23 protein-coding genes and 3 pseudogenes are annotated in these 25,379 nt (G+C 70.3%); 15 read left to right on the top strand and 11 right to left on the bottom strand.

Annotation, left to right across the window (positions count from 1 at the left end):
• Positions 1 to 9: 9 nt before the first annotated feature.
• The 4 genes and pseudogenes from ACWD3E_RS33315 to ACWD3E_RS33300 form a co-directional block, all read left to right on the top strand.
• Positions 10 to 1,476: pseudogene (locus ACWD3E_RS33315) on the top strand (YifB family Mg chelatase-like AAA ATPase); the annotation flags it as partial.
• On the top strand, positions 1,473 to 2,633 hold the full coding sequence (gene dprA, locus ACWD3E_RS33310) for a DNA-processing protein DprA (RefSeq protein WP_451391266.1): 1,161 nt from the start codon (positions 1,473 to 1,475) through the stop codon (positions 2,631 to 2,633). The pseudogene ACWD3E_RS33315 and the gene dprA, both read left to right, overlap by 4 nt.
• Positions 2,634 to 2,983: 350 nt before the next feature.
• Positions 2,984 to 3,826, top strand: a complete 843-nt coding sequence (gene whiG, locus ACWD3E_RS33305) for an RNA polymerase sigma factor WhiG (RefSeq protein WP_451391265.1) — start codon at positions 2,984 to 2,986, stop codon at positions 3,824 to 3,826.
• 83 nt (positions 3,827 to 3,909) lie between these two features.
• Positions 3,910 to 4,467: a TetR/AcrR family transcriptional regulator gene (locus tag ACWD3E_RS33300; RefSeq protein WP_451391340.1), complete on the top strand. Its 558-nt coding sequence runs from the start codon at positions 3,910 to 3,912 to the stop codon at positions 4,465 to 4,467.
• 19 nt (positions 4,468 to 4,486) lie between these two features.
• Here ACWD3E_RS33300 and ACWD3E_RS33295 read toward each other — a convergent pair whose 3' ends face one another.
• Complete coding sequence (locus ACWD3E_RS33295; protein ID WP_451391339.1) at positions 4,487 to 5,059, bottom strand: murein hydrolase activator EnvC family protein; 573 nt, start codon at positions 5,057 to 5,059, stop codon at positions 4,487 to 4,489.
• A 284-nt stretch (positions 5,060 to 5,343) separates the two neighbouring features.
• Between ACWD3E_RS33295 and rpsB the strand changes: the two genes are divergently transcribed.
• From rpsB to ACWD3E_RS33270, 5 genes are all read left to right on the top strand, one after another.
• A complete protein-coding gene (gene rpsB / locus ACWD3E_RS33290) occupies positions 5,344 to 6,234 on the top strand; it encodes a 30S ribosomal protein S2 (protein ID WP_451391264.1) in 891 nt (296 codons plus the stop codon).
• A gap of 257 nt (positions 6,235 to 6,491) precedes the next feature.
• The gene (gene tsf, locus ACWD3E_RS33285) at positions 6,492 to 7,328 is read left to right on the top strand and encodes a translation elongation factor Ts (RefSeq protein WP_451391263.1); all 837 of its coding nucleotides are present in this window, start codon (positions 6,492 to 6,494) and stop codon (positions 7,326 to 7,328) included.
• A gap of 203 nt (positions 7,329 to 7,531) precedes the next feature.
• Positions 7,532 to 8,290 carry a UMP kinase gene (gene pyrH, locus ACWD3E_RS33280; protein WP_451391262.1) on the top strand — a complete coding sequence of 253 codons (759 nt, stop codon included), beginning with the start codon at positions 7,532 to 7,534 and terminating at the stop codon, positions 8,288 to 8,290.
• Positions 8,291 to 8,474: 184 nt separating this feature from the next.
• A complete protein-coding gene (gene frr / locus ACWD3E_RS33275; protein ID WP_451354852.1) occupies positions 8,475 to 9,032 on the top strand; it encodes a ribosome recycling factor in 558 nt (185 codons plus the stop codon).
• Positions 9,032 to 10,300, top strand: coding sequence for a phosphatidate cytidylyltransferase (locus ACWD3E_RS33270; protein ID WP_451391261.1), 1,269 nt, complete (start codon positions 9,032 to 9,034; stop codon positions 10,298 to 10,300). The genes frr and ACWD3E_RS33270 overlap by 1 nt, the downstream gene beginning before the upstream one ends.
• Positions 10,301 to 10,394: 94 nt before the next feature.
• Here the strand turns inward: ACWD3E_RS33270 and ACWD3E_RS33265 are convergent.
• From ACWD3E_RS33265 to ACWD3E_RS33250, 4 genes and pseudogenes are all read right to left on the bottom strand, one after another.
• Positions 10,395 to 10,838 (bottom strand): annotated as a pseudogene (locus tag ACWD3E_RS33265) (site-specific integrase); the annotation flags it as partial.
• Positions 10,838 to 11,020, bottom strand: coding sequence for a helix-turn-helix domain-containing protein (locus ACWD3E_RS33260; protein WP_451391338.1), 183 nt, complete (start codon positions 11,018 to 11,020; stop codon positions 10,838 to 10,840). The gene ACWD3E_RS33260 and the pseudogene ACWD3E_RS33265, both read right to left, overlap by 1 nt.
• Positions 11,006 to 11,146: pseudogene (locus ACWD3E_RS33255) on the bottom strand (replication initiation protein); the annotation flags it as partial. The gene ACWD3E_RS33260 and the pseudogene ACWD3E_RS33255, both read right to left, overlap by 15 nt.
• Positions 11,147 to 11,418: 272 nt before the next feature.
• A complete protein-coding gene (locus tag ACWD3E_RS33250; protein ID WP_451391260.1) occupies positions 11,419 to 11,592 on the bottom strand; it encodes a hypothetical protein in 174 nt (57 codons plus the stop codon).
• Positions 11,593 to 11,981: 389 nt separating this feature from the next.
• Here ACWD3E_RS33250 and rlmN point away from each other — a divergent pair, with 389 nt between their 5' ends.
• The 5 genes from rlmN to ACWD3E_RS33225 all read left to right on the top strand — a co-directional run bounded on the left by rlmN (position 11,982) and on the right by ACWD3E_RS33225 (position 17,886).
• The gene (gene rlmN, locus ACWD3E_RS33245) at positions 11,982 to 13,088 is read left to right on the top strand and encodes a 23S rRNA (adenine(2503)-C(2))-methyltransferase RlmN (RefSeq protein WP_451391259.1); all 1,107 of its coding nucleotides are present in this window, start codon (positions 11,982 to 11,984) and stop codon (positions 13,086 to 13,088) included.
• 224 nt (positions 13,089 to 13,312) lie between these two features.
• Positions 13,313 to 14,395 (top strand): thiamine ABC transporter substrate-binding protein, encoded by a 1,083-nt coding sequence (locus ACWD3E_RS33240; protein ID WP_451391258.1) that lies wholly within the window; start codon positions 13,313 to 13,315, stop codon positions 14,393 to 14,395.
• 47 nt (positions 14,396 to 14,442) lie between these two features.
• Positions 14,443 to 16,044, top strand: a complete 1,602-nt coding sequence (locus ACWD3E_RS33235; RefSeq protein WP_451391257.1) for an ABC transporter permease — start codon at positions 14,443 to 14,445, stop codon at positions 16,042 to 16,044.
• Positions 16,044 to 17,066 (top strand): ABC transporter ATP-binding protein, encoded by a 1,023-nt coding sequence (locus ACWD3E_RS33230; RefSeq protein ID WP_451391256.1) that lies wholly within the window; start codon positions 16,044 to 16,046, stop codon positions 17,064 to 17,066. The genes ACWD3E_RS33235 and ACWD3E_RS33230 overlap by 1 nt, the downstream gene beginning before the upstream one ends.
• A gap of 25 nt (positions 17,067 to 17,091) precedes the next feature.
• Complete coding sequence (locus tag ACWD3E_RS33225) at positions 17,092 to 17,886, top strand: maleylpyruvate isomerase family mycothiol-dependent enzyme (RefSeq protein WP_451391255.1); 795 nt, start codon at positions 17,092 to 17,094, stop codon at positions 17,884 to 17,886.
• A 74-nt stretch (positions 17,887 to 17,960) separates the two neighbouring features.
• Here the strand turns inward: ACWD3E_RS33225 and ACWD3E_RS33220 are convergent, their stop codons facing one another.
• The 6 genes from ACWD3E_RS33220 to ACWD3E_RS33195 form a co-directional block, all read right to left on the bottom strand.
• Positions 17,961 to 18,617 (bottom strand): LAETG motif-containing sortase-dependent surface protein, encoded by a 657-nt coding sequence (locus tag ACWD3E_RS33220; protein WP_451391254.1) that lies wholly within the window; start codon positions 18,615 to 18,617, stop codon positions 17,961 to 17,963.
• 224 nt (positions 18,618 to 18,841) lie between these two features.
• Positions 18,842 to 19,249 (bottom strand): VOC family protein, encoded by a 408-nt coding sequence (locus ACWD3E_RS33215; protein ID WP_451391253.1) that lies wholly within the window; start codon positions 19,247 to 19,249, stop codon positions 18,842 to 18,844.
• 91 nt (positions 19,250 to 19,340) lie between these two features.
• Positions 19,341 to 20,735 (bottom strand): hypothetical protein, encoded by a 1,395-nt coding sequence (locus ACWD3E_RS33210; protein ID WP_451391252.1) that lies wholly within the window; start codon positions 20,733 to 20,735, stop codon positions 19,341 to 19,343.
• Positions 20,717 to 21,457 carry an ABC transporter ATP-binding protein gene (locus ACWD3E_RS33205; protein WP_451391251.1) on the bottom strand — a complete coding sequence of 247 codons (741 nt, stop codon included), beginning with the start codon at positions 21,455 to 21,457 and terminating at the stop codon, positions 20,717 to 20,719. The genes ACWD3E_RS33210 and ACWD3E_RS33205 overlap by 19 nt, the downstream gene beginning before the upstream one ends.
• A gap of 210 nt (positions 21,458 to 21,667) precedes the next feature.
• Positions 21,668 to 23,032, bottom strand: coding sequence for an aspartate aminotransferase family protein (locus ACWD3E_RS33200; protein WP_451391250.1), 1,365 nt, complete (start codon positions 23,030 to 23,032; stop codon positions 21,668 to 21,670).
• A 19-nt stretch (positions 23,033 to 23,051) separates the two neighbouring features.
• Positions 23,052 to 23,570 (bottom strand): Lrp/AsnC family transcriptional regulator, encoded by a 519-nt coding sequence (locus ACWD3E_RS33195; RefSeq protein ID WP_451354837.1) that lies wholly within the window; start codon positions 23,568 to 23,570, stop codon positions 23,052 to 23,054.
• 206 nt (positions 23,571 to 23,776) lie between these two features.
• Between ACWD3E_RS33195 and ACWD3E_RS33190 the strand changes: the two genes are divergently transcribed.
• Complete coding sequence (locus ACWD3E_RS33190; protein WP_451391249.1) at positions 23,777 to 25,216, top strand: gamma-aminobutyraldehyde dehydrogenase; 1,440 nt, start codon at positions 23,777 to 23,779, stop codon at positions 25,214 to 25,216.
• Positions 25,217 to 25,379: the final 163 nt, after the last annotated feature.

The following is a 25,379-nucleotide window of genomic DNA, read 5'->3' as shown; positions in this document are numbered from 1 at the left end:
AGGGAAGCGGTGAACTCGGGCGGCGAGTGGCCGCAGAAGAAGCTCACCGTCGGACTCAGCCCGGCCTCGGTGCCCAAGGCGGGTTCCGGCTTCGACCTGGCCGTGGCCTGCGCGGTGCTCGGTGCCGCCGAGCGGATCGACCCCAGGGTCCTGGCCGACATCGTCATGATCGGAGAGCTCGGCCTGGACGGCCGGGTGCGGCCGGTCCGTGGCATCCTGCCCGCGGTGCTGGCCGCCGCCGACGCCGGCTACGACCAGGTGGTGGTGCCGGAGTGCGCCGCCGCCGAGGCCTCGCTGGTCCCCGGAGTGTCGGTGCTCGGCATCCGCAGCCTGCGGCAGCTCATCGCGATCCTGACCGATGAACCCGTACCCGAGGAGGAACCGGACGAGCAGGGACGCCCGGATCCACTCCTGGCCGGCCTGCGGGTTCCGGGCACGGGAGCGGCCACCGGCATGCACAGCATCGGGGCCGCGCAGCACGATCAGGATCACGATCTGGCCGACGTCGTGGGCCAGACCTCGGCCCGTACGGCCGTGGAGGTGGCGGCGGCCGGCGGGCACCACCTGTTCCTGGAGGGGCCGCCCGGCGCCGGCAAGACCATGCTCGCCGAGCGGCTGCCCGCTGTCCTGCCCCGCCTGAGCAGGGAGGAGTCCCTGGAGGTCACGGCCGTGCACTCGGTGGCCGGGCTGCTGCCGCCGGGCAAACCCCTGATCGACGTCCCGCCCTACTGCGCCCCGCACCACTCGGCCACGATGCAGTCCCTCGTCGGCGGCGGCCCGGGCATCGCGCGACCCGGAGCCGTTTCCCTCTCCCACCGGGGCGTGCTGTTCCTGGACGAGGCCCCCGAGTTCCACAGCCAGGTCCTCGACGCCCTGCGGCAGCCCCTGGAGGCGGGGCATGTCGTGATCGCGCGCAGCGCCGGTGTGGTGCGCTTCCCGGCGAGGTTCCTGATGGTGCTCGCGGCCAACCCCTGCCCCTGCGGACGCTTCTCCCAGCGCGACGCGCTGTGCGACTGTCCGCCGTCGGCCATCCGCCGGTACCAGTCCCGGCTGTCCGGCCCGCTGCTCGACCGGGTCGACCTGCGGGTCGAGGTCGACCCGGTCAGCCGCGCCCAGCTCACCGAACCCGGCGCCCGGGGAGAGGCCACCGCGACCGTCGCCGACCGGGTCGGCGAAGCCAGGCAGCGCACGGCCGCCCGGCTGACCGGCACCCCGTGGCGCACCAACAGCGAGGTGCCCGGACGGGAACTGCGCAGCCGCTTCCACGCCGCGGCCGGCGCGATGGACGAGGCCGAACGCAACCTGGAGCGGGGCGTGCTCACGGCCCGCGGAATCGACCGGGTCCTCCGTGTCGCCTGGACGATCGCGGACCTCGTCGGCCACGACCGCCCGGACGCCACCGACGTCGCCCTGGCCCTGCAACTGCGTACGGGAGTCCCGCGGGGTGTGCCCATGGCCATCGGGGCGCTCACGTGACCGCAGCCGGGCCGCCGGACGACGAGTTGCTCGGGCGGGTGTTTCTGTCGCGGGTCGTCGAGCCGGGGGACGAGGTCGGTGGGCGGTGGGTGCGGGAGTTCGGGGTGGGGGAGGTGGTGGGGCGGTTGCGCAGCGGCGGGGAGGCCTTGCCGGGGGTGAGCGGGACCCGGTGGGCGGGGCTCGTCGCGCGGGCCGGGAGGGCCGAGCCCGAGCGGGATCTCGAGGTGGCGCAGGCCGCCGGGGTGCGGTTCGTCCGTCCGGGGGACGGGGAGTGGCCCGGCCAGCTGGACGACCTCGGGGACGCCCGGCCCCTCGGACTGTGGGTGCGGGGACGGCCCAGCCTGCGGACGTGGGCGATCGGATCCGTCGCCGTCGTCGGCGCCCGCGCCTGCACCGAGTACGGCACGCACATGGCGGCCACCCTGGCCTCCGGGCTCGCCGAGCGCGGGTGGGTGGTGGTGTCCGGGGGTGCGTACGGCATCGACGGCGCCGCCCATCGGGGTGCGCTGGCCGCCGGCGGGGCCACCGTCGCCGTCCTGGCCTGCGGCGTCGACCGGCCCTACCCGCGGGGCCACACCGCGCTGATCGGCAGGATCGCGGAACAGGGGCTGGTGGTCGGCGAATTGCCGCCCGGCGATCACCCGACGCCGAGCCGGTTCATCCTCCGGAACCGGGTGATCGCCGCCCTCACCCGGGGCACCGTCGTCGTGGAGGCCGCCTTCCGCAGCGGCTCGCTGGTCACCGCACGGGCCGCCCAGCGCCTCGGACGGTTCACCATGGGCGTGCCCGGTCCGGCCACCAGTTCCCTCTCCGCCGGTGTGCACGAACTGCTGCGCGGTGAGGCCACCCTGGTCACCGACGCCGCGGAAGTCGTCGAACTCGTGGGCGCCATGGGCGAGCTGGCACCGGTGCGGCGGGGGCCCGTGCTCCCGCACGATCTGCTGGAACCGGCGGCCCGGACCGTCCTCGCCGCCCTGCCCGGCGACCGCGCGGCCCCCGCCCAGGAGATCGCGCTGGGTGCGAGGACCACCACGGACGAGGCCATCGCGAGACTGTACGAACTCCGAGCACTTGGTTACGTCGAACGACACGGCGACGGCTGGAAGTTGACACGCCAGGCGCTGATGTCGGTCCGGAACGGTCACCGCCCATGCTGACCGAACGTGTTCGGCCGTCCGGGGGAACCCCGTACGCCCTTGGGAATTGGCCGAGTTGGCGCCCCCGGCCGTCACACAGAGCGACGCATGGGGTGCGTCGGCGCGGACGGCGAAGGAGCCCCGCGCGTGGGTTGAGCCTCGCTGTTCGCACACCGCGACACCTCAGTCACGCTACGCTCACGAAGACCCCGGCGCAGAACGCGTCAACTCGACATCAGACCGACAGCTCACCCAGGCGGCCCACTTCATCCCACGACCCCACAGGCCTCTCACTCCCAGCGCACTACTGCACCCCATAGCACTTCACTGCACTTCATGGCACTTCACGGCAGAACGGCACAAGGCGACGAATGCCCCAGCACACCTCCGGGTCCGACCGGGCGGCGATCCCCCCAGCCGCCCGCGACGGTGGCAGCGTGCGACCGCCCGCTCCCTCGACGCTCGACGAGCTGTGGCGGTCGTACAAGGCGACGGGGGACGACCGGCTGCGGGAGCAGCTGATCCTGCACTACTCGCCGCTCGTCAAATACGTGGCGGGCCGGGTGAGCGTCGGCCTGCCGCCCAACGTGGAGCAGGCGGACTTCGTGTCCTCCGGCGTGTTCGGGCTGATCGACGCGATCGAGAAGTTCGACATCGACCGGGAGATCAAGTTCGAGACGTACGCGATCACCCGGATCCGGGGCGCGATGATCGACGAGCTGCGGGCGCTGGACTGGATTCCCCGTTCGGTGCGGCAGAAGGCCCGCAATGTCGAGCGGGCCTACGCGACCCTGGAGGCGCGGCTGCGGCGGACGCCGAGCGAGGCCGAGGTCGCCGCCGAACTGGGTATGGAGGTCGACGAACTCCATGCGGTTTTCAGCCAGTTGTCGCTCGCCAACGTCGTCGCCCTGGAGGAGCTGCTGCATGTCGGCGGCGAGGGCGGGGACCGGCTCAGTCTCATGGACACGCTGGAGGACACAGCCGCCGACAACCCGGTGGAGGTGGCCGAGGACCGGGAGCTGCGGCGGTTCTTGGCGCGGGCGATCAACACGCTGCCCGAGCGGGAGAAGACCGTCGTCACGCTGTACTACTACGAGGGGCTCACCCTCGCCGAGATCGGCAATGTGCTCGGGGTCACCGAGAGCCGGGTCAGCCAGATCCACACCAAGTCGGTGCTGCAGCTGCGGGCCAAGCTGGCCGGCTTCGGCCGCTGAGCGAGTCTCGGCGCTGAGTCGTCTCCCGTTCGTGGGAGCGCGTCCGTAAAGTGGTCGACGTGCCAAGGATTCGAGCGGCCTCCGTGGCCGAGCACCGGTCGATGCAGCGAGCCGCCCTGCTGGATGCGGCTCGCTCGCTGCTGTCCGAGGGCGGGACGGAAGCCCTGACGTTTCCCGCGCTGGCCGAGCGGACGGGGCTGGCGCGGTCGTCCGTGTACGAGTACTTCCGCTCCCGGGCTGCCGTGGTCGAAGAGCTGTGCGAGGTCGACTTCCCCGTGTGGGCGGCCGAGGTCGCGGCGGCCATGGAGCGGGTGGAGTCGGCCGAGGGCAAGGTCGAGGCGTATGTGCGCCGGCAGCTGGCCCTGGTCGGGGACCGGCGGCACCGGGCCGTCGTCGCCATCTCGGCGAGCGAGCTGGACGCCGGGGCGCGGGAGAAGATCCGGGCGGCGCACGGTGGGCTGGTCGCGATGATCGTCGAGGCGCTCGGGGAGTTGGGACACGGGCAGCCCCGGCTGGCGGCGATGCTGCTCCAGGGGGTTGTGGACGCGGCCGTGCGGCGGATCGAGCTGGGGGCGGCGGAGGATCCCGCGGTGATCACGGACGCGGCGGTGGCCATGGCTCTGCGGGGAGTGCGGGGCTGAGCCTGACTGTGGCCCGCAGCTAGGCCGGCAGCGGTACTCCCAGTACCGGCAGCAGTCTCGACGGACCCCTCCGCAGCAGCCACGGCGGCAGCAAGGACAGAGGGTCCAGGTAGGTCTCACCTCTCAGCAGGCCCCAGTGCACGCACGTAGTCGTACCGCAGTGCGAGCCGGCGGTTTCCACTGTGCCCAGCAACTCGCCCGCTCCCACCTCGTCCCCCTCCTTCACCGACGGGGTCACCGGTTCGTACGTCGTCCGCAGGTCCGTTCCCGTCAGCTGTACCGACACCACGCCGCGGCCCGCCACACGGCCCGCGAAGGTCACTCGGCCGGGGGCCACCGCGTGTACCGGTGCGCCGGGCGGGGCTGCCAGATCGACGCCGCGGTGACCGGGGCCGTACGCCGTCGCCGGTGGCTCCCAGCCCCGTAGCACCACCGGCCGGACCCCCACCGGCCAGGTGCGGCCGATGGCCGGAACTGGTGCCTGGCGGGCAGGCGGGGGCTGGGGAGGCGGGGGGTCCGCCCAGGCCGGGGGAGGCAGCAGCGTCACCGCCGCCGCCAGCAGGAGACCCGTCCACAAGGTCACGCATCGCATCACTCGTCGCATGCCCAGAGCGTGGCGCAACCCCGCCGATCATGGCCGGGACCTGTGGATTACCGCCCGGTTGTGGACAGGTGCGTCACCCGGCGCCCCGCCGGTCCCGTACACTTCTTCTGGCGATCCGGGTCACCGGGTCGACTTCGCACGCCCCGATACGAGATCGGAAACGGTTCGTATCAGCGCCCCTCGGTCCTTCGTGGCACGGCGCATCGCGGGCGTCAGGCGCGACCGCCGTCCGGCGGACGCGGCACAACCGAGAAATTCAAGGAGATACGGCCATGGCCGTCGTCACGATGCGGGAGCTGCTGGAGAGCGGCGTCCACTTCGGTCACCAGACCCGTCGTTGGAACCCGAAGATGAAGCGCTTCATCTTCACGGAGCGCAACGGCATCTACATCATCGACCTGCTCCAGTCGCTGTCGTACATCGACCGCGCCTACGAGTTCGTCAAGGAGACCGTGGCCCACGGCGGCACGGTCATGTTCGTCGGCACGAAGAAGCAGGCGCAGGAGGCCATCGCCGAGCAGGCCACCCGCGTCGGCATGCCCTACGTCAACCAGCGCTGGCTGGGCGGCATGCTCACCAACTTCTCGACCGTCTACAAGCGTCTGCAGCGCCTGAAGGAGCTTGAGCAGATCGACTTCGAGGACGTCGCGTCCTCCGGTCTGACCAAGAAGGAGCTGCTGGTCCTCTCCCGCGAGAAGGCCAAGCTGGAGAAGACCCTCGGTGGTATCCGCGAGATGCAGAAGGTGCCCAGCGCCGTCTGGATCGTGGACACCAAGAAGGAGCACATCGCCGTTGGTGAGGCCCGGAAGCTGAACATCCCGGTCGTCGCGATCCTCGACACCAACTGCGACCCCGACGAGGTCGACTACAAGATCCCGGGCAACGACGACGCGATCCGCTCCGTCACCCTGCTCACCCGCGTGATCGCCGACGCCGTCGCCGAGGGCCTCATCGCCCGCTCCGGCGTCGCCACCGGTGACAAGGGCGAGAAGGCCGCGGGCGAGCCGCTCGCCGAGTGGGAGCGCGACCTGCTCGAGGGCGAGAAGAAGGACGAGGCTCCGGCCGCCGAGGCTCCGGCTGCCGAGGCTCCGGCTGCCGAGGCTGCCCCGGCCGGCGAGGCCGCTCCCGCCGAGGCTCCGGCCGCCGAGGGCGAGCAGGCCTGATCGTCAGCGTTGACGGCGGGGGCGGCACTGCATCCAACAGCGCCTCCGGCGCGGTGAAGTCCGCCCCCGCTGTTCACCCGTAGGTCGGCATCGAGTCGGCGCGCCACCCGGATCCACGTCTACATGTGGATCGTAAATATCTGCATCTGCCCGTAGATGATCTACATCTACGCGTGGATCGCGGATATCCGGATACGTGGATCGCAGACCGTGCGGATCTGAAGATCTTCCAGACTTCGAGAAAGACTCACAGACTCATGGCGAACTACACCGCCGCCGACGTCAAGAAGCTCCGTGAGCTCACGGGCGCCGGCATGATGGACTGCAAGAAGGCGCTGGACGAGGCCGACGGCAACGTCGAGAAGGCCGTCGAGGCGCTGCGCATCAAGGGCCAGAAGGGCGTCGCCAAGCGCGAGGGCCGCTCCGCCGAGAACGGCGCCGTGGTCTCCATCATCGCCGACGACAACTCCTCCGGCGTCATCGTCGAGCTGAAGTGCGAGACGGACTTCGTCGCCAAGGGCGAGAAGTTCCAGGCCGTGGCCAACGCCATCGCCGAGCACGTCGCCAAGACCTCCCCGGCCGACCTGGAGGCCCTGCTGGCCTCCGAGATCGAGGCCGGCAAGACCGTCCAGGCGTTCGTGGACGAGGCCAACGCCAACCTGGGTGAGAAGATCGTCCTGGACCGCTTCGCGCAGTTCGCCGACGGCTTCGTGCTCGCCTACATGCACCGCACCATGCCCGACCTGCCGCCGCAGATCGGTGTCCTGGTCGAGCTGGACAAGCCGAACGCCGAGGTCGCCAAGGGCATCGCGCAGCACATCGCCGCCTTCGCGCCGAAGTACCTCACCAAGGAGGACGTCCCGGCCGAGGTCGTCGAGTCCGAGCGCCGCATCGCCGAGGAGACCACCCGCGCCGAGGGCAAGCCCGAGGCCGCGATCGCCAAGATCGTCGAGGGTCGTGTCAACGGCTTCTTCAAGGACGCCACGCTGCTCGGCCAGCCGTACGCGCTGGACAACAAGAAGTCGGTCCAGAAGGTCCTGGACGAGGCCGGTGTCACCCTGAAGCGCTTCTCGCGCATCAAGGTCGGCATCTGAGTCCGTACCGCGATCGGCGCGCGACCCGCGGGAATTTCTCGGTAGGGTCGACAGCAGTCGTCCGCACACACCGCCGCACCCTGGCATGTGGCGGACGGCAGCAGATCTGACGAGGAGGCCATTGCCGCGCATGGGAGCGAACAGCGACCCCACCGGCAATGGCCTTCTTCGTATGTGCAACACGTGAAAGAGGCGGGATCTCCATGACCACCAAGGCCCAGAAGAGCGACGACGGCAAAGTACGCGGCCGGTTTCTGCTGAAGCTGTCCGGAGAGGCCTTCTCCGGTGGCGGCGGCCTGGGCGTGGACCCCGACGTGGTGCACAAGATCGCCCGTGAGGTCGCGGCCGTCGTGCGCGACGGCGCACAGGTCGCCGTCGTCATCGGCGGCGGCAACTTCTTCCGCGGCGCCGAGCTCCAGCAGCGCGGCATGGACCGCGCCCGCTCCGACTACATGGGCATGCTCGGCACCGTGATGAACTGCCTCGCCCTCCAGGACTTCCTGGAGAAGGAGGGCATCGACAGCCGGGTGCAGACCGCCATCACGATGGGCCAGGTCGCCGAGCCGTACATCCCGCTGCGCGCCGTGCGCCACCTGGAGAAGGGCCGTGTGGTCATCTTCGGCGCCGGTATGGGCATGCCGTACTTCTCCACCGACACCACCGCCGCCCAGCGCGCCCTGGAGATCGACGCCGAGGCGCTGCTCATGGGCAAGAACGGCGTGGACGGGGTCTACGACTCCGACCCCAAGACCAACCCGGACGCCGTCAAGTTCGACGCCCTCAGCTACGGCGAGGTCATCACGCGCGACCTCAAGGTCGCCGACGCCACCGCCGTCACGCTGTGCCGCGACAACAAGCTCCCGATCCTCGTGTTCGAACTCCTGGCGGAGGGCAATATCGCGCGGGCCGTCAAGGGTGAGAAGATCGGCACGCTGGTGGGTGACCAGGGCAGCCGGGACTGACCGGCTGGCCTCCTTCGCCCCGGGTACGACACCTGTCCGAGGGACGGACGGGACGCACCCTGGCCGGAGGATGGACAATGTCCTGCCGGTCGGGAACCGTGCAGGAAGAAGACGCGACGCAGCCGGCCGCCGCCCCGATGTGGAACTGCAGCCGGGCCTTACTCAAGACACGCAGGAGCAAGTGGTGATCGAAGAGACCCTCCTCGAAGCCGAGGAGAAGATGGAGAAGGCCGTCGTGGTCGCCAAGGAGGACTTCGCCGCGATCCGCACCGGCCGTGCGCACCCGGCGATGTTCAACAAGATCGTGGCCGACTACTACGGTGCCCTGACGCCGATCAACCAGCTGGCCTCGTTCTCCGTGCCGGAGCCGCGCATGGCGGTCGTGACGCCGTTCGACAAGAGCGCGCTGCGCAACATCGAGCAGGCGATCCGCGACTCCGACCTGGGCGTCAACCCCAGCAACGACGGCAACATCATCCGGGTGGTGTTCCCCGAGCTGACCGAGGAGCGCCGCCGCGACTACATCAAGGTCGCCAAGGGCAAGGCCGAGGACTCGAAGGTCTCGATCCGCTCCGTGCGCCGCAAGGCCAAGGACGCCATCGACAAGCTGATCAAGGACGGCGAGATCGGTGAGGACGAGGGCCGCCGTGCGGAGAAGGAGCTGGACGACACCACCGCGAAGTACGTCGCCCAGGTGGACGAGCTCCTGAAGCACAAGGAAGCAGAGCTGCTCGAAGTCTGATGACCGACTCTTCCTGGGGGGTGCCGCCAGCGGGGCAGGCCGGCTACTGGGGGTCCACCGCGGGTGGGCCTGTCCAGGGGGCTGCCCCGGCGGGTCCCGCGTACGATGCGCCCGAGGCGCAGCAGACTCGCCCCATGCCCATCGTGCCCGACGTACCTGCGTATGGCGGAGACCAGGACGACGACCGAGGGGCCGCTCGGCTGAGCGGCCCCTCGTTCCGGGACGAGACGTTCACGCCCGTGCATGGTCACACGCCCGTGCACGGTCACCCGCCCGAGCAGGGTTACGCGCCCGAGCACGGGCACATGCCCCCGCAGGGTCACTCGCCCGAGTACGGCCACATGCCGGAGCACGGTCACACGCCCGAGTACGGGCACAAGCCCGCGTACGGTCCCACTCAGAATCCGGAGCCCATGCCCGACGCCCCGCAGCCGGCGCCAGCGCCGCAGAAGAAGAGCGCGGGCCGTGACCTGAGCGCGGCCATAGGGGTCGGAGTCGGCCTCGGTGTGGTGATCGTCGCGTCCCTGTTCATCTACAAGGCCGTGTTCGTCGGCGTGGTCGCGGTCGCAGTGGTCGTGGGCCTGTGGGAGCTGACGAGCAGGCTGCAGGAGCGCAAGGGCATCAAGGCGCCGCTCGTGCCGCTCGCGCTGGGCGGCGCGGCGATGGTCGTCGCCGGGTACGTGCGGGGTGCCGAGGGTGCATGGGTCGCCATGGCGCTGACGGCCCTGGCCGCGCTGGTCTGGCGCATGACGGAGCCACCGGAGGGCTACCTCAGGGACGTCACGGCCGGTGTCTTCGCCGCGTTCTATGTGCCCTTCCTGGCGACGTTCGTGGCGATGATGCTCACCGCCGACGACGGCCCGTGGCGGGTGCTGACCTTCCTGCTGCTGACGGTCGTCAGCGACACGGGTGCGTACGCCGTGGGCTGGCGCTTCGGCAAGCACAAGCTGGCCCCGCGCATCAGCCCCGGCAAGACCCGCGAGGGACTGCTCGGCGCGGTGCTGTTCGCCATGGTCGCGGGCGCGCTGTGCATGCAGTTCCTGATCGACGACGGCACCTGGTGGCAGGGCCTGCTGCTGGGCCTCGCGGTCGCGGCCAGCGCCACGCTGGGCGACCTGGGCGAATCCATGATCAAGCGCGACCTGGGCATCAAGGACATGGGCACCCTGCTCCCCGGTCACGGCGGCATCATGGACCGACTGGACTCCCTGCTGCCGACGGCCCCGGTGGTGTGGCTGCTGCTGGTGCTCTTCGTGGGCAGCGGCTGAGCCCCCCGGTACGGCTTTTACGGGCCCCACTCCCGACGACTCGGTCGGGGGTGGGGCCCGTAGCCGTACGCGGGGCCGGGGAATGGTCGTGTTTGCGGGCGTAGGTGCCGCCTATCGAGTCGTTCTCCAGGTCACGCACGAACTCGCGGATGTGGACCGGCCGGAACGACCCGAGCGGACGCGCCCCGATACGGGGGAAGGCGTGCAGCCGGAGCCGGGTCTCCACTCCGATGCGCGTGTTCAGGTCGGTCGTCTGCCCGGTGATCCAGCGCTCCGCGTACTGCTGGAAGGTCATCCGGGCGGCCTCGGGGTCGACGTACTGACCGCGGGACATGTCGGCAGCCGTCTCGGCCAGCCACTCCTCCGCCTTGCGCTTCTGACGGTCGGGGAAGGACCGGCTCTTCTCGGTGCCGTCCGGCCCGACGTACCGAGCCCGGTAGCGGAGGCCGCTGCCATAGCGGTCGCTCTTCACCTTCACCGGCTTGCCGTCCGGGCCCGTCTCGGTCTTGTACCAGCGATCCTGCACGTGGCCGGGCATCAGGCGGCCACCTCGGTCAGACCGTCGACCCATTGGCGAAGCCGGACAGGGTCGTAGCGAAGGTGCCGGCCGACGCGGAAGGCCGGAGGACCTGTGCGCTTCCGCCGCCACTGGTACAGCGTCTCGACCGGAACACCGAGCAGCTCGGCGACGTCGGTCGGAGTCAGGATGGTGGCGGCCAGGACGGATTCGCCGGGGGTGTGGCCGTGGCCCGCGTACTGCCAGTCGGCGAGGATCAGGACGGTGTCCGGCGCCTGGTCCTCGAGGCCGAGGGCGGTGTGTTCCTGCGCGGCGCGGTAGTCGGCGCGGGGGAGCTACCGCCGTGCCACGGGCTGGATCCACGGCCACAACGTCAACGACACAGACACCCAGCTCACCCTCCACATCTACCCCTACCCCGTCTGGCACTGACGCAACGACGGAGGCTGTTCGCCCTCCCAACCATGTGTGGGCGAAAGACGCGTGTGCCCCCTGCGTGTCCGATCAGGCAGCGAGCGGCAGGGAACAGGGTAAGGGGTTGTATCCCTCTCCCCTGGGCCTGCAGCCGTTCCTGGGACGGTCAAAGCCTGCGGCAGCGCACTCAGCGCTTGAAGGAGCCCTTGGTCTGTTCTTTCGCGCCCCGCATCTTGCCCCGTGATTCGAGAGCGGCGCCTTTCGCCGCGAGGGTTTCTTTGTGCACCGCGTGGGCCGCCTTCCGCACGGTCTTTCCGACGATCTGTTCGGCCTTTGCCTTGGCCCGTTCTCCGGCGCTCATCTCGGTACCTCCTTGGGGTCTCACTGGCCGTGTGCCCCCTGAAGCAAGAGGTGAAGCCACCTTGTGGGACGTGTTGGTAAGGGACGGCCGAGGTCTCACGGGCACGGCTGGGAGACCTCCATTGATCCGGGGTTCCAGATCCGCTCCGACCTGAATGATCGCCTCGACGCCTTCGTGGCGGCGACGCCGATCGCCATGGGCGGCCTGCTCCGAGTAAGTGCACCGGAACGATGACAGTGGCAGCTCAGTCGGGGCGTGCCGCTCCCTCGGCTGGGCCGTCTCTGGGCCGTCCGAAGCCGCTCAGTCACGACTGGTAGCGACTACTGAGGACAGTCGTAAGATGCGACAGCCCCAGGTCACCCATTTGGATCTGCGACACTGGTAAGGCCATGCCTAAGCCCGGAGAACTCACTTTCGTCGCCCCGCGCGGAGCCAAGAAGCCGCCGCGGCACCTTGCCGACCTCACGCCTGCCGAGCGCAAGGACGCGGTGGCCGAGATCGGCGAGAAGCCGTTTCGTGCCAAGCAGCTCTCGCAGCACTACTTCGCGCGGTACGCGCACGAGCCGGAGCAGTGGACCGACATCCCGGCCGGCTCGCGGGAGAAACTGCGCGAGGCGCTGTTCCCTGAGCTGATGACGGTCGTCCGGCATCTGTCGACCGACCAGGGGACCACCCGTAAGACGCTGTGGCGGCTGTTCGACGGGACTCTCGTCGAGTCCGTGCTCATGCGGTACCCGGACCGCGTCACCATGTGCATCAGCTCGCAGGCCGGGTGCGGAATGAACTGCCCCTTCTGCGCGACCGGGCAGGCGGGGCTCGACCGGAATCTGTCGACCGCCGAGATCGTCCACCAGATCGTCGACGGGATGCGGGCTCTGCGGGACGGGGACGTCCCCGGCGGCCCGGCCCGGCTGTCCAACATCGTCTTCATGGGGATGGGCGAGCCGCTCGCCAACTACAAGCGGGTCGTGGGTGCCATTCGGGCGCTCACCGACCCTGCCCCGGACGGGCTCGGGCTGTCCCAGCGCGGGATCACCGTGTCGACCGTCGGTCTCGTTCCGGCCATCCACCGGTTCGCCGACGAGGGCTTCAAGTGCCGGCTCGCGATCTCCCTGCACGCCCCCGACGACGAACTGCGCGACACCCTCGTCCCCGTGAACACGCGGTGGAAGGTGCGCGAGGTGCTGGACGCCGGGTTCGAGTACACCGAGAAGTCCGGGCGCCGGCTGTCGATCGAGTACGCGCTCATCCGCGACATCAACGACCAGGCCTGGCGCGGCGACCGGCTCGGGCGGCTGCTCAGGGGCAAGCCCGTGCACGTCAATCTCATTCCGCTGAACCCGACTCCGGGATCGAAGTGGACCGCGTCACGGCCCGAGGACGAGAAGGCCTTCGTCGAGGCCATCGCGGCCCATGGGGTGCCGGTGACCGTCCGGGACACCCGTGGCCAGGAGATCGACGGAGCCTGTGGTCAGCTCGCGGCCACCGAGCGGTAGTCTGGCTGAGTTCCATCGCGTCACATCACATCTTCATATTCCGACAGGGGAGCGCCACAGCGCTGAGAGTGCGGCAAACGGGCCGCAGACCCTCTGAACCTCGCCCAGGTCATTCTGGGTAGGAAGTTCGGTCATCACTCAAGCTGTTGCGCCCTGCCCGGGCTCCCGCGCGGAGACCGGGCAGGGCCGCGTCTCTTCCTGGCCAACCCCCAGGAGGACATCCAGTGCACAACAAAACCCTCGTGGCCGCCACGGTCGGGCTCGGCCTCGTCTCGCTGGCGGCGCTGACCGGGTGCGGGTCGAGCGACACCAAGAGTTCCGCGGACTCCAAGACCGTGACCCTGGTCAGCCATGACTCGTGGTCCGTCTCCAAGAACGTGCTCAAGGACTTCGAGAAGCAGTCCGGGTACAAGGTGCGGGTCCTCCCGGACGGGGACGCCGGACAGGCCGTCAACAAGGCCATCCTGACCAAGGACAACCCGCAGGGCGACGTCTTCTTCGGCGTCGACAACACCCTGCTGTCCCGCGCCCTCGACAACGGCCTGTTCCAGTCGTACGCGCCCAAGGGCTCCGATCTGGTCCTGCCGCAGTACCGCGTCGACCAGGACAAGCACCGCGTCACGCCCATCGACACCGGCGACATCTGCGTCAACTACGACAAGGCGTACTTCAGCAAGCACAAGCTGACCCCGCCGCAGTCCTTCGCGGACCTGGCCAAGCCGGAGTACAAGAACCTCCTCGTCACCGAGAACGCGGCCACCTCCTCGCCCGGCCTCGGCTTCCTGCTCGGCAGCGCCGGGCAGTTCGGCGACAACGGCTGGCAGGGCTACTGGAAGAAGCTCAAGGCCAACGGCGTGAAGGTCGTCGACGGCTGGGAGCAGGCCTACCGCCAGGAGTTCTCAGGCTCGTCGGAGGGCAAGAAGGCCGGCGGCGACCGGCCGCTCGTCGTGTCGTACGCCTCCTCCCCGCCCGCCGAGGTGATCTACGCCAAGAAGCGGCCCAGCACCGCCCCGACCGGGGTGTCGTACGGCACCTGCTTCCGGCAGACCGAGTACGCGGGACTGCTGAGCAACGCGAAGAACACCAAGGGCGGCAAGGCGTTCCTCGACTTCCTGCTCACCAAGGAGTTCCAGGACGACATGCCGCTGAACATGTTCGTCTACCCGGTGGTGAAGGGCGCCGTTGTGCCCGCCGACTTCACCAAGTACGGCCCGCAGGCCAAGCAGCCCGAGATCATGGCCCCCGAGAAGATCGCGGCCAACCGTGACCAGTGGGTCAAGTCGTGGACGTCGTTCGTACTGAAGTAGCCCCCCGAAAGGGCAGCCGTAAGGGGAACGCGGCGCGGCTCGGGCTCATGGCCCTGCCCGTCGCGTTCTTCGCGGTGTTCTTCGCCTGGCCCGTGGCCGCGATCGTGGCGCGCGGGCTGAAGGTGGACGGCGCCTGGCAGTTCGGGCGGATGGCGGACGTCGTCACGCAGCCGGACATCCGGCACGTGCTGTGGTTCACCACCTGGCAGGCGTTCGCCTCCACCGCGCTCACCCTGCTGCTCGCGCTGCCCGCCGCCTACGTCTTCGCGCGCCTCGACTTCCCCGGCAAGCAACTGCTGCGCGCCGTCGTCACGGTGCCGTTCGTGCTGCCGACCGTGGTCGTCGGCACCGCCTTCCTGGCGCTCGTCGGACACCGCGGACTGCTCGACCAACTGTGGGGCCTACGGCTCGACACCACGGTGTGGGCGATCCTGCTCGCGCACGTCTTCTTCAACTATGCGGTCGTCGTCCGCACGGTCGGCGGGCTGTGGGCACAGCTCGACCCCCGGCAGGAGCAGGCCGCGCGGATGCTCGGGGCGTCCCCGCTCACCGCCTGGCGGAAGATCACCCTGCCCGCCCTCGCGCCCGCCGTGGCCGCCGCCGCGCTGATGGTGTTCCTGTTCACCTTCACCTCCTTCGGTGTCGTCCAGATCCTCGGCGGGCCCACCTTCTCCACCCTCGAAGTGGAGATCTACCGGCAGACCTCCGAGGTCTTCGACCTGCCGACGGCGGCCGTCCTCACCCTCGTCCAGTTCGTCGCGGTCGGCGCGATCCTCGCCGTGCACGCCTGGACGGTACGGCGCCGGGAGACCGCGCTGCGCCTCGTCGACCCGAAGGTGACCGCGCGCCGGCCGCGCGGGGCCGGGCAGTGGGCGCTGCTCGCCGGGGTGCTGGTCACCGTCTCCCTGCTCCTGGTGCTGCCGCTCGCCGTCCTCGTACGGCGCTCCCTGGACGCGCCCGGTCTCGGGTACTACCGGGCGCTGACGCACACCGACGGCGGCACCTTCCTCGTGCCGCCCGTGCACGCCGTGTGGACCTCGCTTCAGTACGCGTTCGCCGCCACGGCCATCGCGGTACTGATCGGAGGTCTCGCCGCCGCCGCACTGGCCCGGCGGGACGCGGGACGCCTGGTGCGCGGCTTCGATGCGCTGCTGATGCTGCCGCTCGGCGTCTCCGCCGTGACCGTCGGCTTCGGCTTCCTGATCGCGCTGGACAAGCCCCCGCTGGACCTCAGGCAGTCCTGGATCCTCGTCCCGCTCGCGCAGGCGCTGGTCGGCGCCCCCTTCGTCGTACGGACCATGCTGCCCGTGCTGCGTGCGGTGGACGTACGGCTGCGGGAGGCGGCGGCCGTGCTCGGGGCCTCGCCCTGGCGGGTGTGGCGGGAGGTCGATCTGCCGCTGGTGCGGCGGGCGTTGCTGATCGCGGCCGGGTTCGCGTTCGCCGTCTCGCTCGGCGAGTTCGGGGCGACCGTGTTCATCGCCCGGCCCGACAGCCCGACGCTCCCGGTCGCCGTGGCCCGGCTGCTCAGCCGCCCCGGAGACCTCAACTACGGCCAGGCGATGGCCCTTTCGACCATTCTGATGGTGGTGTGCGCCGCCGCCCTGCTCCTCCTGGAGCGGCTGCGCACCGACCGGACGGGGGAGTTCTGATGCTGCTGAGCCTCCAGGCCGCGACCGTGCGCTTCGGCGGTCGGGCCGTGCTCGACGCCGTCGACCTCGACGTCGCCGAGCGCGAGGTGGTGTGCGTGCTCGGGCCCAGTGGCAGTGGCAAGTCCACGCTGCTCCGGGCGGTGGCGGGCCTGCAGCCGCTGGACTCCGGGCGGGTGTCGCTCGACGGCCGAGACCAGGCGGGAGTGCCCGCGCACCGGCGGGGCGTCGGCCTGATGTTCCAGGACCACCAGCTCTTCCCGCAGCGGGACGTCGGCGGCAACGTGGCCTTCGGGCTGCGGATGCACCGCGTCGCCAAGGGACAACGGGGCACAGACGTAGGGAAGTTGCTGGAGCTCGTCGGGCTGCCGGGGGCGGCCGGGCGGGCCGTCGCCGGACTGTCCGGCGGCGAGCAGCAGCGGGTGGCGCTCGCCCGCGCGCTGGCCCCGCGGCCCCGGCTGCTGATGCTGGACGAGCCGCTCGGCCAGCTCGACCGCTCGCTGCGGGAGCGCCTCGTGGTCGAACTCCGTGAGCTTTTCGGCCGGTTGGGCACCACTGTGCTCGCGGTGACCCACGACCAGGGCGAGGCGTTCGCGCTGGCCGACCGGGTGGTGGTGATGCGGGACGGGCGGATCGCCCAGTCCGGCACACCCCTTGAGGTCTGGCAGCGGCCCGCGGACGAGTTCGTGGCCCGGTTCCTCGGCTTCGACAACGTGGTCCCGGCGACCGTCGCCGGAGCGGCGGCGGACAGCCCGTGGGGCAAACTGCCGGTGCCCGACGGCTCCCCGCAGGGCAACCGCACGGTCCTCGTCCGCCCCGCCGGGGTCCGGCTCGTGCCGGCCGACGAGGGCCTGCCCTGCACGGTCACCGCCCGCACCTTCAAGGGCACCCACGTGGCCGTACGCCTCCAGCCCGATGACGGCGCGCCGCGCCTGGAGGCGGCCTGCACCCTCAGGGACGCGCCGGAGGCCGGGGCGTCGGTCGGCGTGACGTTCGACGTGGCCGAAACCGCCGTGCTCGGCTGATCGTGCGAGCCCTAGGGTAAGGGACATGACTTTGCTCGCGCATGACCGTTACTGTGATGAAATCGCCCATCAGGTCGGCCAGTTGAGAGCTGTTGTGACCTCGGGCGCAGATCTGGCCGAAACCGTGCCGACCTGCCCGGACTGGTCGCTGGAAGACCTCGCACGGCACACGGGCCGCGCCCTGCGCTGGACGGACGCCCTGGTGCGCGGCCGGGCGCAGGAGAACATCCCGTTCGAGCAGGTCCCGCACTGCGACGGGCCGAAGGAGCGGGGCGACGCGGCGGCCCTGGACGCATGGCTGGCGGAGACCGGCGAACTGGTCGTCGGGGCGCTGCGGGAGGCCGGGCCCGACACCAAGGTGTGGAGCTGGCAGGGGAATGCGACGTCCGCCTTCTGGGCCCGCCGCATGACCCACGAGATCACCGTGCACCGTGCCGACGCCGCCCTCGCCGTCGGCCAGTCCTACGAGGTGGCGCCCGAGGTGGCCGCCGACGCGCTGGACGAGTGGCTGGACCTCGCCGTGTGGATCCAGCGGCGCCGGGGCAACGAGGAGCCCTTCCGACTGGACGGGCCCGCCCGCTCGATCCACCTGCACGCCACCGACGCCAACCCCGCCCTGAACGCCGAGTGGCTCGTGGAGTTCGGCCCGGAAGGCCTCCAGTGGCGGCGCGGCCACGAGAAGGCGTCCGTCGCCCTGCGCGGCCCGCTCACCTCGGTCCTGCTCGCCTTCTACCGGCGGCTCCCGCTGGACACCCCCGGCCTCGAAGTGCTGGGCGAGCGTGAGGTGCTGGACCTCTGGCTGTCCCGGGCGAGCTTCTGAAAATGACTGAACATGACTGAGCCCGTCCCCTGGGGATAGGGGGACGGGCCCAGCGGCGTAAGGGGGCAGAGGCGTCAGTCGCCGTTCTTCGCCCCACGGCGGCGCATGCCGAAGAACACCGCGCCACCGCCGACGACGACCAGCGCGCCGGCGAGCCCGGCGATCAGGCCGGTGTTGGAGTTGGCACCGGTCTCGGCGAGGTTCGAGTCACCGGCCGCCGGGGACGGCGCGTTGTTCGCCGTGTCCGCCGGGGCGGAGCTGGACGCGGAGGCCGACGGAGTCGGGGTCGCGGACTCGGCCGGGGCGGACGTGGACGCGGACGGCGCCGGGGTGACCGGCGGCTTCGGGGTCTTCGTCTCGGTCTTGCAAGCCGTGTGAGGGGTCTTCACATCGGGCTTGACGTTCTGGTCGACCTGGACGCCGGCCTGGACGTGGACGCGGTACGTCGTCTTCGGCTTCCAGTCCTCGGCGAAGGTGACCGTGGTGCCCTCGGCGGTGCCCTTGACCACCTGCGGCCGGCCGACCGGCGTCTCGACGCCGGCCGGGCTCTTCAGGAACACGGTGATGGTGGCGGGGGTGCCCGAACCGTCCTTGTCGGTGACGACGATGGAACCCTTGCCGCTGTCGCACGTGGCTACGGCGGAGAACTCACTGATGTCGCAGGCGAGCGCGTGGCCCGCGACACCGAGGGCCAGCGCGGTGGTGGCGGAGGCGACACCCAGGATGCGCACGGAACGACGTGCGTTACGGCGAGTTATGGACAACGTTTGTCCTTTACAGAGTGCAAGTGAGGGGGGTTTAGGGGGCGTTGGGGCCAAATGCGAGAACGGCGCCCCAGCACCCCCAGGAGGCTCACAGGTCTATAAGCGCACCGTAAGAACTGTCAACGCCCGAGCCGCCAACAGGCGTTGACTTTACCCCCTCATTAACCGCCGTGAAGTTTGACGGGTTGGGCTCAGCCCTGGATGGCCGCCGGGTCCATCCAGATGACCTCCCAGGTGTGGCCGTCGAGGTCGTCGAAGGACCGGCCGTACATGAAGCCGAGGTCCTGAGTCCTGCCGCTGGCCGTGCCGCCCGCCGCGAGCGCCTTGTCGACCAGCTCGTCCACCTTCGCGCGGCTCTCGGCGCTCAGCGCCACCAGGACCTCGCTGGTCTTCGTGGCGTCGGCGATCTCCTTGTCGGTGAAGGTCGCGTAGAACGGCTTGGTGAGGAGCATCGCGACGATCGTCTCGCTGATCACCACGGAGGCGGCCTTCTCGTCGCTGAACTGCGGGTTGATCGTGTAGCCGAGGTCCGTGAAGAACTTCTTCGAGGCGTCGAGGTCGTTCACGGGCAGGTTCACGAAGATCATCTGCTGGTACATGGGGGCCTGTCTCCCTCGGATCCGTGCGCTTGCTGCGGTTCGCTGGGGTAGACGGCCGGCCGGGGGAAAACTCATCGGTGGATCGGAAGAATCATCTGCGGGCCAGCGGAAGAGCCGCCAGATTCGCGATCACCAAGGTCAGCGGGCCGAACAAGGCGAGCAGGGCGCCCGCGCGCAGGGCGGCGGCACTGCGCAGCACCGCGGCCGGGGCGCCGAGGCGCAGCAGCGCGGCGATGGTGTCGGCGCGGCACTGGCGGGCCTCGACGGCCGCCGTCAGCAGGGTCGCCACCGTGCAGCCGGTGACGACGAGCGCGAAGAGGGTGCTGAGCGGCCCGAAGGGGTGCGTCCAGTCGTCGTACAGGGCGGTCATCGCGTACCCGGCGGCGGCCACCGCGCAGACCACGCCGAGCGGGCGCCCGATCCGGGTGGCCTCGGCCATGAGCACCCGGCCCGCCAGCAGCCGCAGCGCGCCCGGGCGGACCGACTGCAGGAGCTTGCCGCACAGGTGGGTGAGGCCGGGCCCGGCGAGGACCAGACCGAGCGCGGTGAGCAGCCAGCCGACCAGGACCGTGACGGCTCCGGCGGGCAGCGCCGTGAGGCTGGGGGTGGAGCCGGAGCTGCCCGTGTAGGCCTGTACGGCGAGACCTGCGGCGACGGCGGTGATGCCCCAGGGGAGCCCTGCGGGGAGGTCGCGCCCGGGCGCCGGGCCGGGGACCGCGCCGGACCAGTCGGCGTCCTGGGCGTGCTGGGCGTCCTCGGCGTGCCGGGCGTCCTCGGCGTTCGGGGCGTTCTGGCCTTCGGGCGCGGGGGCCGTGTCCTGCGCCGGGGCCTGCGTGGCAGCCTCCGTATGCCGCCGCTCAGGTGTGTGCCGGCGTGCGCCGAACCTGCCGTACGCCCCGAACGTCTCCCGCGCCGCCGCGTGGCCGTACGCCCCGAAGCGGCCGAAGGCGTGGCTGCCACGGGCCGCGGGGCGGGGGTCCTGGGGGCGCAGCGCCAGGGCCACGGTCGTCGAGGCGATCACCGGCACCACGGTCAGCAGGGTCAGGGCCGCCGGGAGCGGCAGCGGCTGGTCGGCTGCCAGGAACTGCGCCGCCGCGCCGTCGAAGGGCATGCCGGTCAGGTCGCCGCGCAGGTGCAGGAAGACCAGCAGCGCCAGCAGCGAGCCCAGGGTGCAGGACAGGGCCGTGGTCAGCGCCGAGATCGCCATCAGGCGCCCGGGGCCGAGACCGACGGCGGACAGGCCGGGGCGCGGCCGTGTGCCGGGGTCGGTACGGGCGACCGCGAGCGCGAAGTGCACGGTGGCGGCGACCGGGATCGCGCACCAGGCCAGGCGCGGCAGGGCGGTGCCTGCCGGGCCGGGGTGGCGCAGCGCGTAGCCGAGGGCGGAGAGCAGCAGGAAGCCGGTGCCGGCCGCGGCCAGGGCGACCAGCAGCCGGCGGAGCTGGAGGCCGGGCCGGCCGACACGGGTCAGACGGAGAGCGAGCACGCGGCCCGGCCTTCGGTCTCGGGGGCGTCCGGAAGGTGCACGGTGTGCACGCGCCGCCCGTCCAGCAGGGACACCGTGCGGTCGGCGAGCGCGGCGGTGTCGGCGTCGTGCGTGGCGAGGACCACCGTGATGCCGTGCGAGCGGGCGGCCGTGGTGAGCGTGCGCAGGACTTGGCCGCGGTCGGCGCGGTGCAGCGGGGCCGTCGGCTCGTCCGCGAAGAGCACCGTGGGGCCGGGGGCGAGCGCGCGGGCGATGGAGACGCGCTGGCGCTCGGCCTGCTGGAGTTCGTGCGGGCGTTTGCGGGAGGTGGGACCGACGTCCAGGCGTTCCAGCCACTCCAGGGCGGCCACCTTGGCCCTGCGGCGGCTGGTGCCGCGCAGCATCAGCGGCAGGGCGGCGTTCTCCCACACGTTCAGCTCGGGGATCAGGACCGGCGCGGGGTCGATCCAGCCGAACCGGGCCCGGCGCAGCCGCTCCCGGGCCACCGGCCCCATGGTGTGCACGGGTGAGCTGTTGAACCAGACCTCGCCCTGGCGCACCGGCACCATGGCGGACAGGCAGCGCAGCAGTGTGGTCTTGCCGCTGCCGCGCGGGCCGCTCACGGAGAGGATCTCTCCCTCCCGCACAGCCAGCGAGACCCCGGCGAGCCCGGGCGAGCCGTCGGGGTGCCTGAAGTGCAGGGCGCGTGCCCAGAGCACGTCGTTGTCCGGCGGGGCCTCCATGGCGTACACCTCGGTTCTGATCCTTTTCCCTTGACCTGGTCCCCCGTGCGGGGGAACGAAGGCTGGGCCGATCGGTCACTGGGCACGCTAGGCAGCCGCCCCCGGGAGCCCGGACAGCACACGGCCCCGGGCCGCCGTTCTCACTCGAACGGAGGGCACCGGGGCCGGTGTTGATCATCCAGCGGGATGATCGGAGCTTCCCGAGGAGGCTCAGAGCTTGGTCCACGCCTCCGTGAGGGTGGCACGCAGGATCTGCTCGATCTCGTCGAAGGTCTCCTGGTTGGAGATCAGCGGCGGGGCGAGCTGGATCACCGGGTCGCCGCGGTCGTCGGCGCGGCAGTACAGGCCGTTCTCGAACAGCGCCTTGGAGAGGAAGCCGTACAGGACGCGCTCGGTCTCCTCCTCGTTGAAGGACTCCTTGGTGTTCTTGTCCTTCACCAGCTCGATGCCGTAGAAGAAGCCGTTGCCGCGGACGTCGCCGACGATCGGCAGGTCGTGCAGCTTCTGCAGCGTCGAGAGGAACGCGCCCTCGTTGTCCAGCACGTGCTGGTTGATGTTCTCGCGCTCGAACAGGTCGAGGTTGGCGAGACCCACCGCGGCGGACACCGGGTGACCACCGAAGGTGTAGCCGTGCAGGAAGGTGTTGTCGCCCTTGTAGAACGGCTCGGCGAGCTTGTCGGAGACGATGCAGGCGCCGATCGGGGAGTAGCCCGAGGTCATGCCCTTGGCGCAGGTGATCATGTCCGGGACGTAGCCGAACTTGTCGCAGGCGAACATCGTGCCCAGGCGGCCGAAGGCGCAGATGACCTCGTCCGACACGAGCAGCACGTCGTACTTGTCGCAGATCTCGCGCACGCGCTGGAAGTAGCCGGGCGGCGGCGGGAAGCAGCCACCGGCGTTCTGCACCGGCTCCAGGAAGACCGCGGCGACGGTGTCCGGGCCCTCGAAGAGGATCTGCTGCTCTATCTGGTCGGCGGCCCAGCGGCCGAAGGCCTCGGGGTCGTCGCCGAAGAGCGGGGCGCGGTAGATGTTGGTGTTCGGCACCTTGTGCGCACCCGGCACCAGCGGCTCGAACGGGGCCTTCAGGCCCGGCAGGCCGGTGATGGACAGGGCGCCCTGCGGGGTGCCGTGGTAGGCGACCGCACGGGAGATGACCTTGTACTTGGTCGGCTTGCCCTTGAGCTTGAAGTACTGCTTGGCGAGCTTCCAGGCGGTCTCGACCGCCTCGCCGCCGCCGGTGGTGAAGAAGACCTTGTTCAGGTCGCCCGGGGCGTAGTCGGCAAGGCGCTCGGCCAGCTCGACGGCCTTCGGGTGGGCGTAGGACCACACCGGGAAGAAGGCCAGCTCCTGGGCCTGCTTGAAGGCGGTCTCGGCGAGTTCCGTGCGGCCGTGACCGGCCTGGACCACGAACAGACCAGCAAGACCGTCGAGGTAGCGCTTGCCCTTGTCGTCGTAGATGTAGGTGCCCTCACCCCGGACGATCGTCGGGACGGGGGAGTTCTCGTACGAGGACATGCGGGTGAAGTGCATCCACAGGTGGTCGTACGCGGTGCGGCTGAGGTCCTTGCTGCTCACGGTTATCGGGTCCTCACGGTTATCGGGTTCCCCACATGTAGGTCTGCTTCTTGAGCTTCAGATAGACGAAGCTCTCGGTGGAGCGCACTCCGGGCAGGGACCGGATGCGTTTGTTGATGACGTCCAGCAGGTGGTCGTCGTCCTCGCAGACGATCTCGGCGAGGATGTCGAACGAGCCCGCGGTCATCACCACGTACTCGACTTCCGACATGTCAGTCAGCGCGTCCGCGATCGACTCGACATCGCCCTCGACGTTGATCCCGACCATCGCCTGCCGGCGGAAGCCCACGGTGAGCGGGTCCGTGACGGCGACGATCTGCATCACGCCCTGGTCCAGCAGCTTCTGGACGCGCTGTCGCACGGCCGCCTCGGAGAGGCCGACGGCCTTGCCGATCGCGGCGTACGGCCTCCGGCCGTCCTCCTGGAGCTGCTGAATGATGGCGAGGGAGACGGCATCCAGCGTGGGAGTGCCGTTCCTGGACTCGCGGGACGAGTCCCTCTGGTCTGCGCTTCGACTGGCCACGACCTCACTGTGCACGAGGTCTCGATAGTTTTGCAACCCCCGAGCGATGAAATTCGTTGTTTCGGCGACCGTTGCTTGCGGATTTCGCAGCAGTGGTGGCGCTGGGGGTGTTGAAAACGTGGGTCAGCCGACTAGGGTTGGGGTGTCTCAGCGACTGGACAGCCGAATTGGCTGGTCAGGCTGGACAGCTCGAACCCTCGAATCTGATCAGGAGGCCGGCAGTGAGCACCGAGCTGCGTCGTCTGCGTAACTACATCGACGGTGAGTTCCGGGACGCCGCCGACGGACGGACCACCGAGGTGGTCAACCCCGCGACGGGTGAGGCGTACGCGACCGCGCCGCTGTCCGGACAGGCGGACGTGGACGCCGCGATGGCAGCCGCCGCCGCGGCCTTCCCGGCCTGGCGCGACACGACCCCCGCCGAGCGGCAGAAGGCCCTCCTGAAGATCGCGGACGCGTTCGAGGAGCGGGCCGAGGAACTGATCGCGGCCGAGGTGGAGAACACGGGCAAGCCGACCGGGCTCACCCGCTCCGAGGAGATCCCGCCGATGGTCGACCAGATCCGCTTCTTCGCGGGCGCGGCCCGGATGCTCGAAGGCCGCTCGGCCGGCGAGTACATGGACGGGATGACCTCGATCATCCGCCGCGAGCCGGTCGGCGTCTGCGCGCAGGTGGCGCCGTGGAACTACCCGATGATGATGGCCGTATGGAAGTTCGCCCCGGCGATCGCCGCGGGCAACACCGTGGTGCTCAAGCCGTCGGACACGACCCCGGCCTCCACCGTCCTGATCGCCGACATCATCGGCTCGATCCTGCCCAAGGGCGTCTTCAACGTCATCTGCGGCGACCGTGAGACCGGCCGCCAGATGGTCGAGCACGAGACCCCGGCGATGGCCTCCATCACCGGCTCCGTGCGCGCCGGCATGTCCGTCGCCGAGTCCGCCTCCAAGGACCTCAAGCGGGTCCACCTGGAGCTGGGCGGCAAGGCCCCGGTCGTCGTCTTCGAGGACAGCGACATCGCCAAGGCCGTCGAGGACATCTCGGTCGCGGGCTACTTCAACGCCGGCCAGGACTGCACGGCCGCCACCCGCGTCCTCGTCCATGAGTCCATCCACGACGAGTTCGTGGCCGCGCTCGCCAAGGCCGCGTCCGAGACCAAGACCGGTCAGCCGGACGACGAGGACGTCCTCTTCGGCCCGCTGAACAACCCCAACCAGCTCAAGCAGGTCGCCGGCTTCATCGAGCGGCTGCCCGCCCACGCCAAGGTCGAGGCCGGTGGTCACCGGGTCGGCGAGAAGGGCTACTTCTACGCCGCGACCGTCGTCTCGGGCCTCAAGCAGGACGACGAGATCATCCAGAACGAGGTCTTCGGCCCGGTCATCACCGTCCAGTCCTTCACCGACGAGGACCAGGCCGTCGAGTGGGCCAACGGTGTCGAGTACGCCCTCGCCTCCTCGGTGTGGACCAAGGACCACGGCCGTGCGATGCGCATGTCCAAGAAGCTCGACTTCGGCTGCGTGTGGATCAACACCCACATCCCGCTGGTCGCCGAGATGCCCCACGGCGGCTTCAAGAAGTCCGGCTACGGCAAGGACCTGTCGGCGTACGGCTTCGAGGACTACACGCGCATCAAGCACGTGATGACGTCCCTGGACTCCTGAGCCCCGGCGGCTTCGCCGCACCACCACCTCGGCCCCGGACGGGTTCACCTCCCCGTCCGGGGCCGAGGTGTTTGTCGCAGGGCTGTTCTGTCGTACGGCCCCGCGCCGGCCGTACGGCTGCTGATCGACAAGGTGTCGGGTCGGGACCGGTGGGCTCGACGCA

It is taken from the genome of Streptomyces sp. NPDC002676, from assembly GCF_053592455.1.
This window is presented reverse-complemented; position numbering and strand designations above follow the sequence as displayed.

What these genes read in the sequence shown, in the direction of transcription:
- ACWD3E_RS33225 (WP_451391255.1), top strand. Translation starts at nt 17,092, where the DNA reads ATGACTTTGCTCGCGCATGACCGTTACTGTGATGAAATCGCCCATCAG.
- ACWD3E_RS33230 (WP_451391256.1), top strand. Translation starts at nt 16,044, where the DNA reads ATGCTGCTGAGCCTCCAGGCCGCGACCGTGCGCTTCGGCGGTCGGGCC.
- pyrH (WP_451391262.1), top strand. Translation starts at nt 7,532, where the DNA reads ATGACCACCAAGGCCCAGAAGAGCGACGACGGCAAAGTACGCGGCCGG.
- ACWD3E_RS33270 (WP_451391261.1), top strand. Translation starts at nt 9,032, where the DNA reads ATGACCGACTCTTCCTGGGGGGTGCCGCCAGCGGGGCAGGCCGGCTAC.
- tsf (WP_451391263.1), top strand. Translation starts at nt 6,492, where the DNA reads ATGGCGAACTACACCGCCGCCGACGTCAAGAAGCTCCGTGAGCTCACG.
- whiG (WP_451391265.1), top strand. Translation starts at nt 2,984, where the DNA reads ATGCCCCAGCACACCTCCGGGTCCGACCGGGCGGCGATCCCCCCAGCC.
- ACWD3E_RS33295 (WP_451391339.1), bottom strand. Translation starts at nt 5,059, where the DNA reads ATGCGATGCGTGACCTTGTGGACGGGTCTCCTGCTGGCGGCGGCGGTG.
- ACWD3E_RS33250 (WP_451391260.1), bottom strand. Translation starts at nt 11,592, where the DNA reads ATGAGCGCCGGAGAACGGGCCAAGGCAAAGGCCGAACAGATCGTCGGA.
- rlmN (WP_451391259.1), top strand. Translation starts at nt 11,982, where the DNA reads ATGCCTAAGCCCGGAGAACTCACTTTCGTCGCCCCGCGCGGAGCCAAG.
- ACWD3E_RS33215 (WP_451391253.1), bottom strand. Translation starts at nt 19,249, where the DNA reads ATGTACCAGCAGATGATCTTCGTGAACCTGCCCGTGAACGACCTCGAC.
- rpsB (WP_451391264.1), top strand. Translation starts at nt 5,344, where the DNA reads ATGGCCGTCGTCACGATGCGGGAGCTGCTGGAGAGCGGCGTCCACTTC.
- ACWD3E_RS33235 (WP_451391257.1), top strand. Translation starts at nt 14,443, where the DNA reads ATGGCCCTGCCCGTCGCGTTCTTCGCGGTGTTCTTCGCCTGGCCCGTG.
- ACWD3E_RS33205 (WP_451391251.1), bottom strand. Translation starts at nt 21,457, where the DNA reads ATGGAGGCCCCGCCGGACAACGACGTGCTCTGGGCACGCGCCCTGCAC.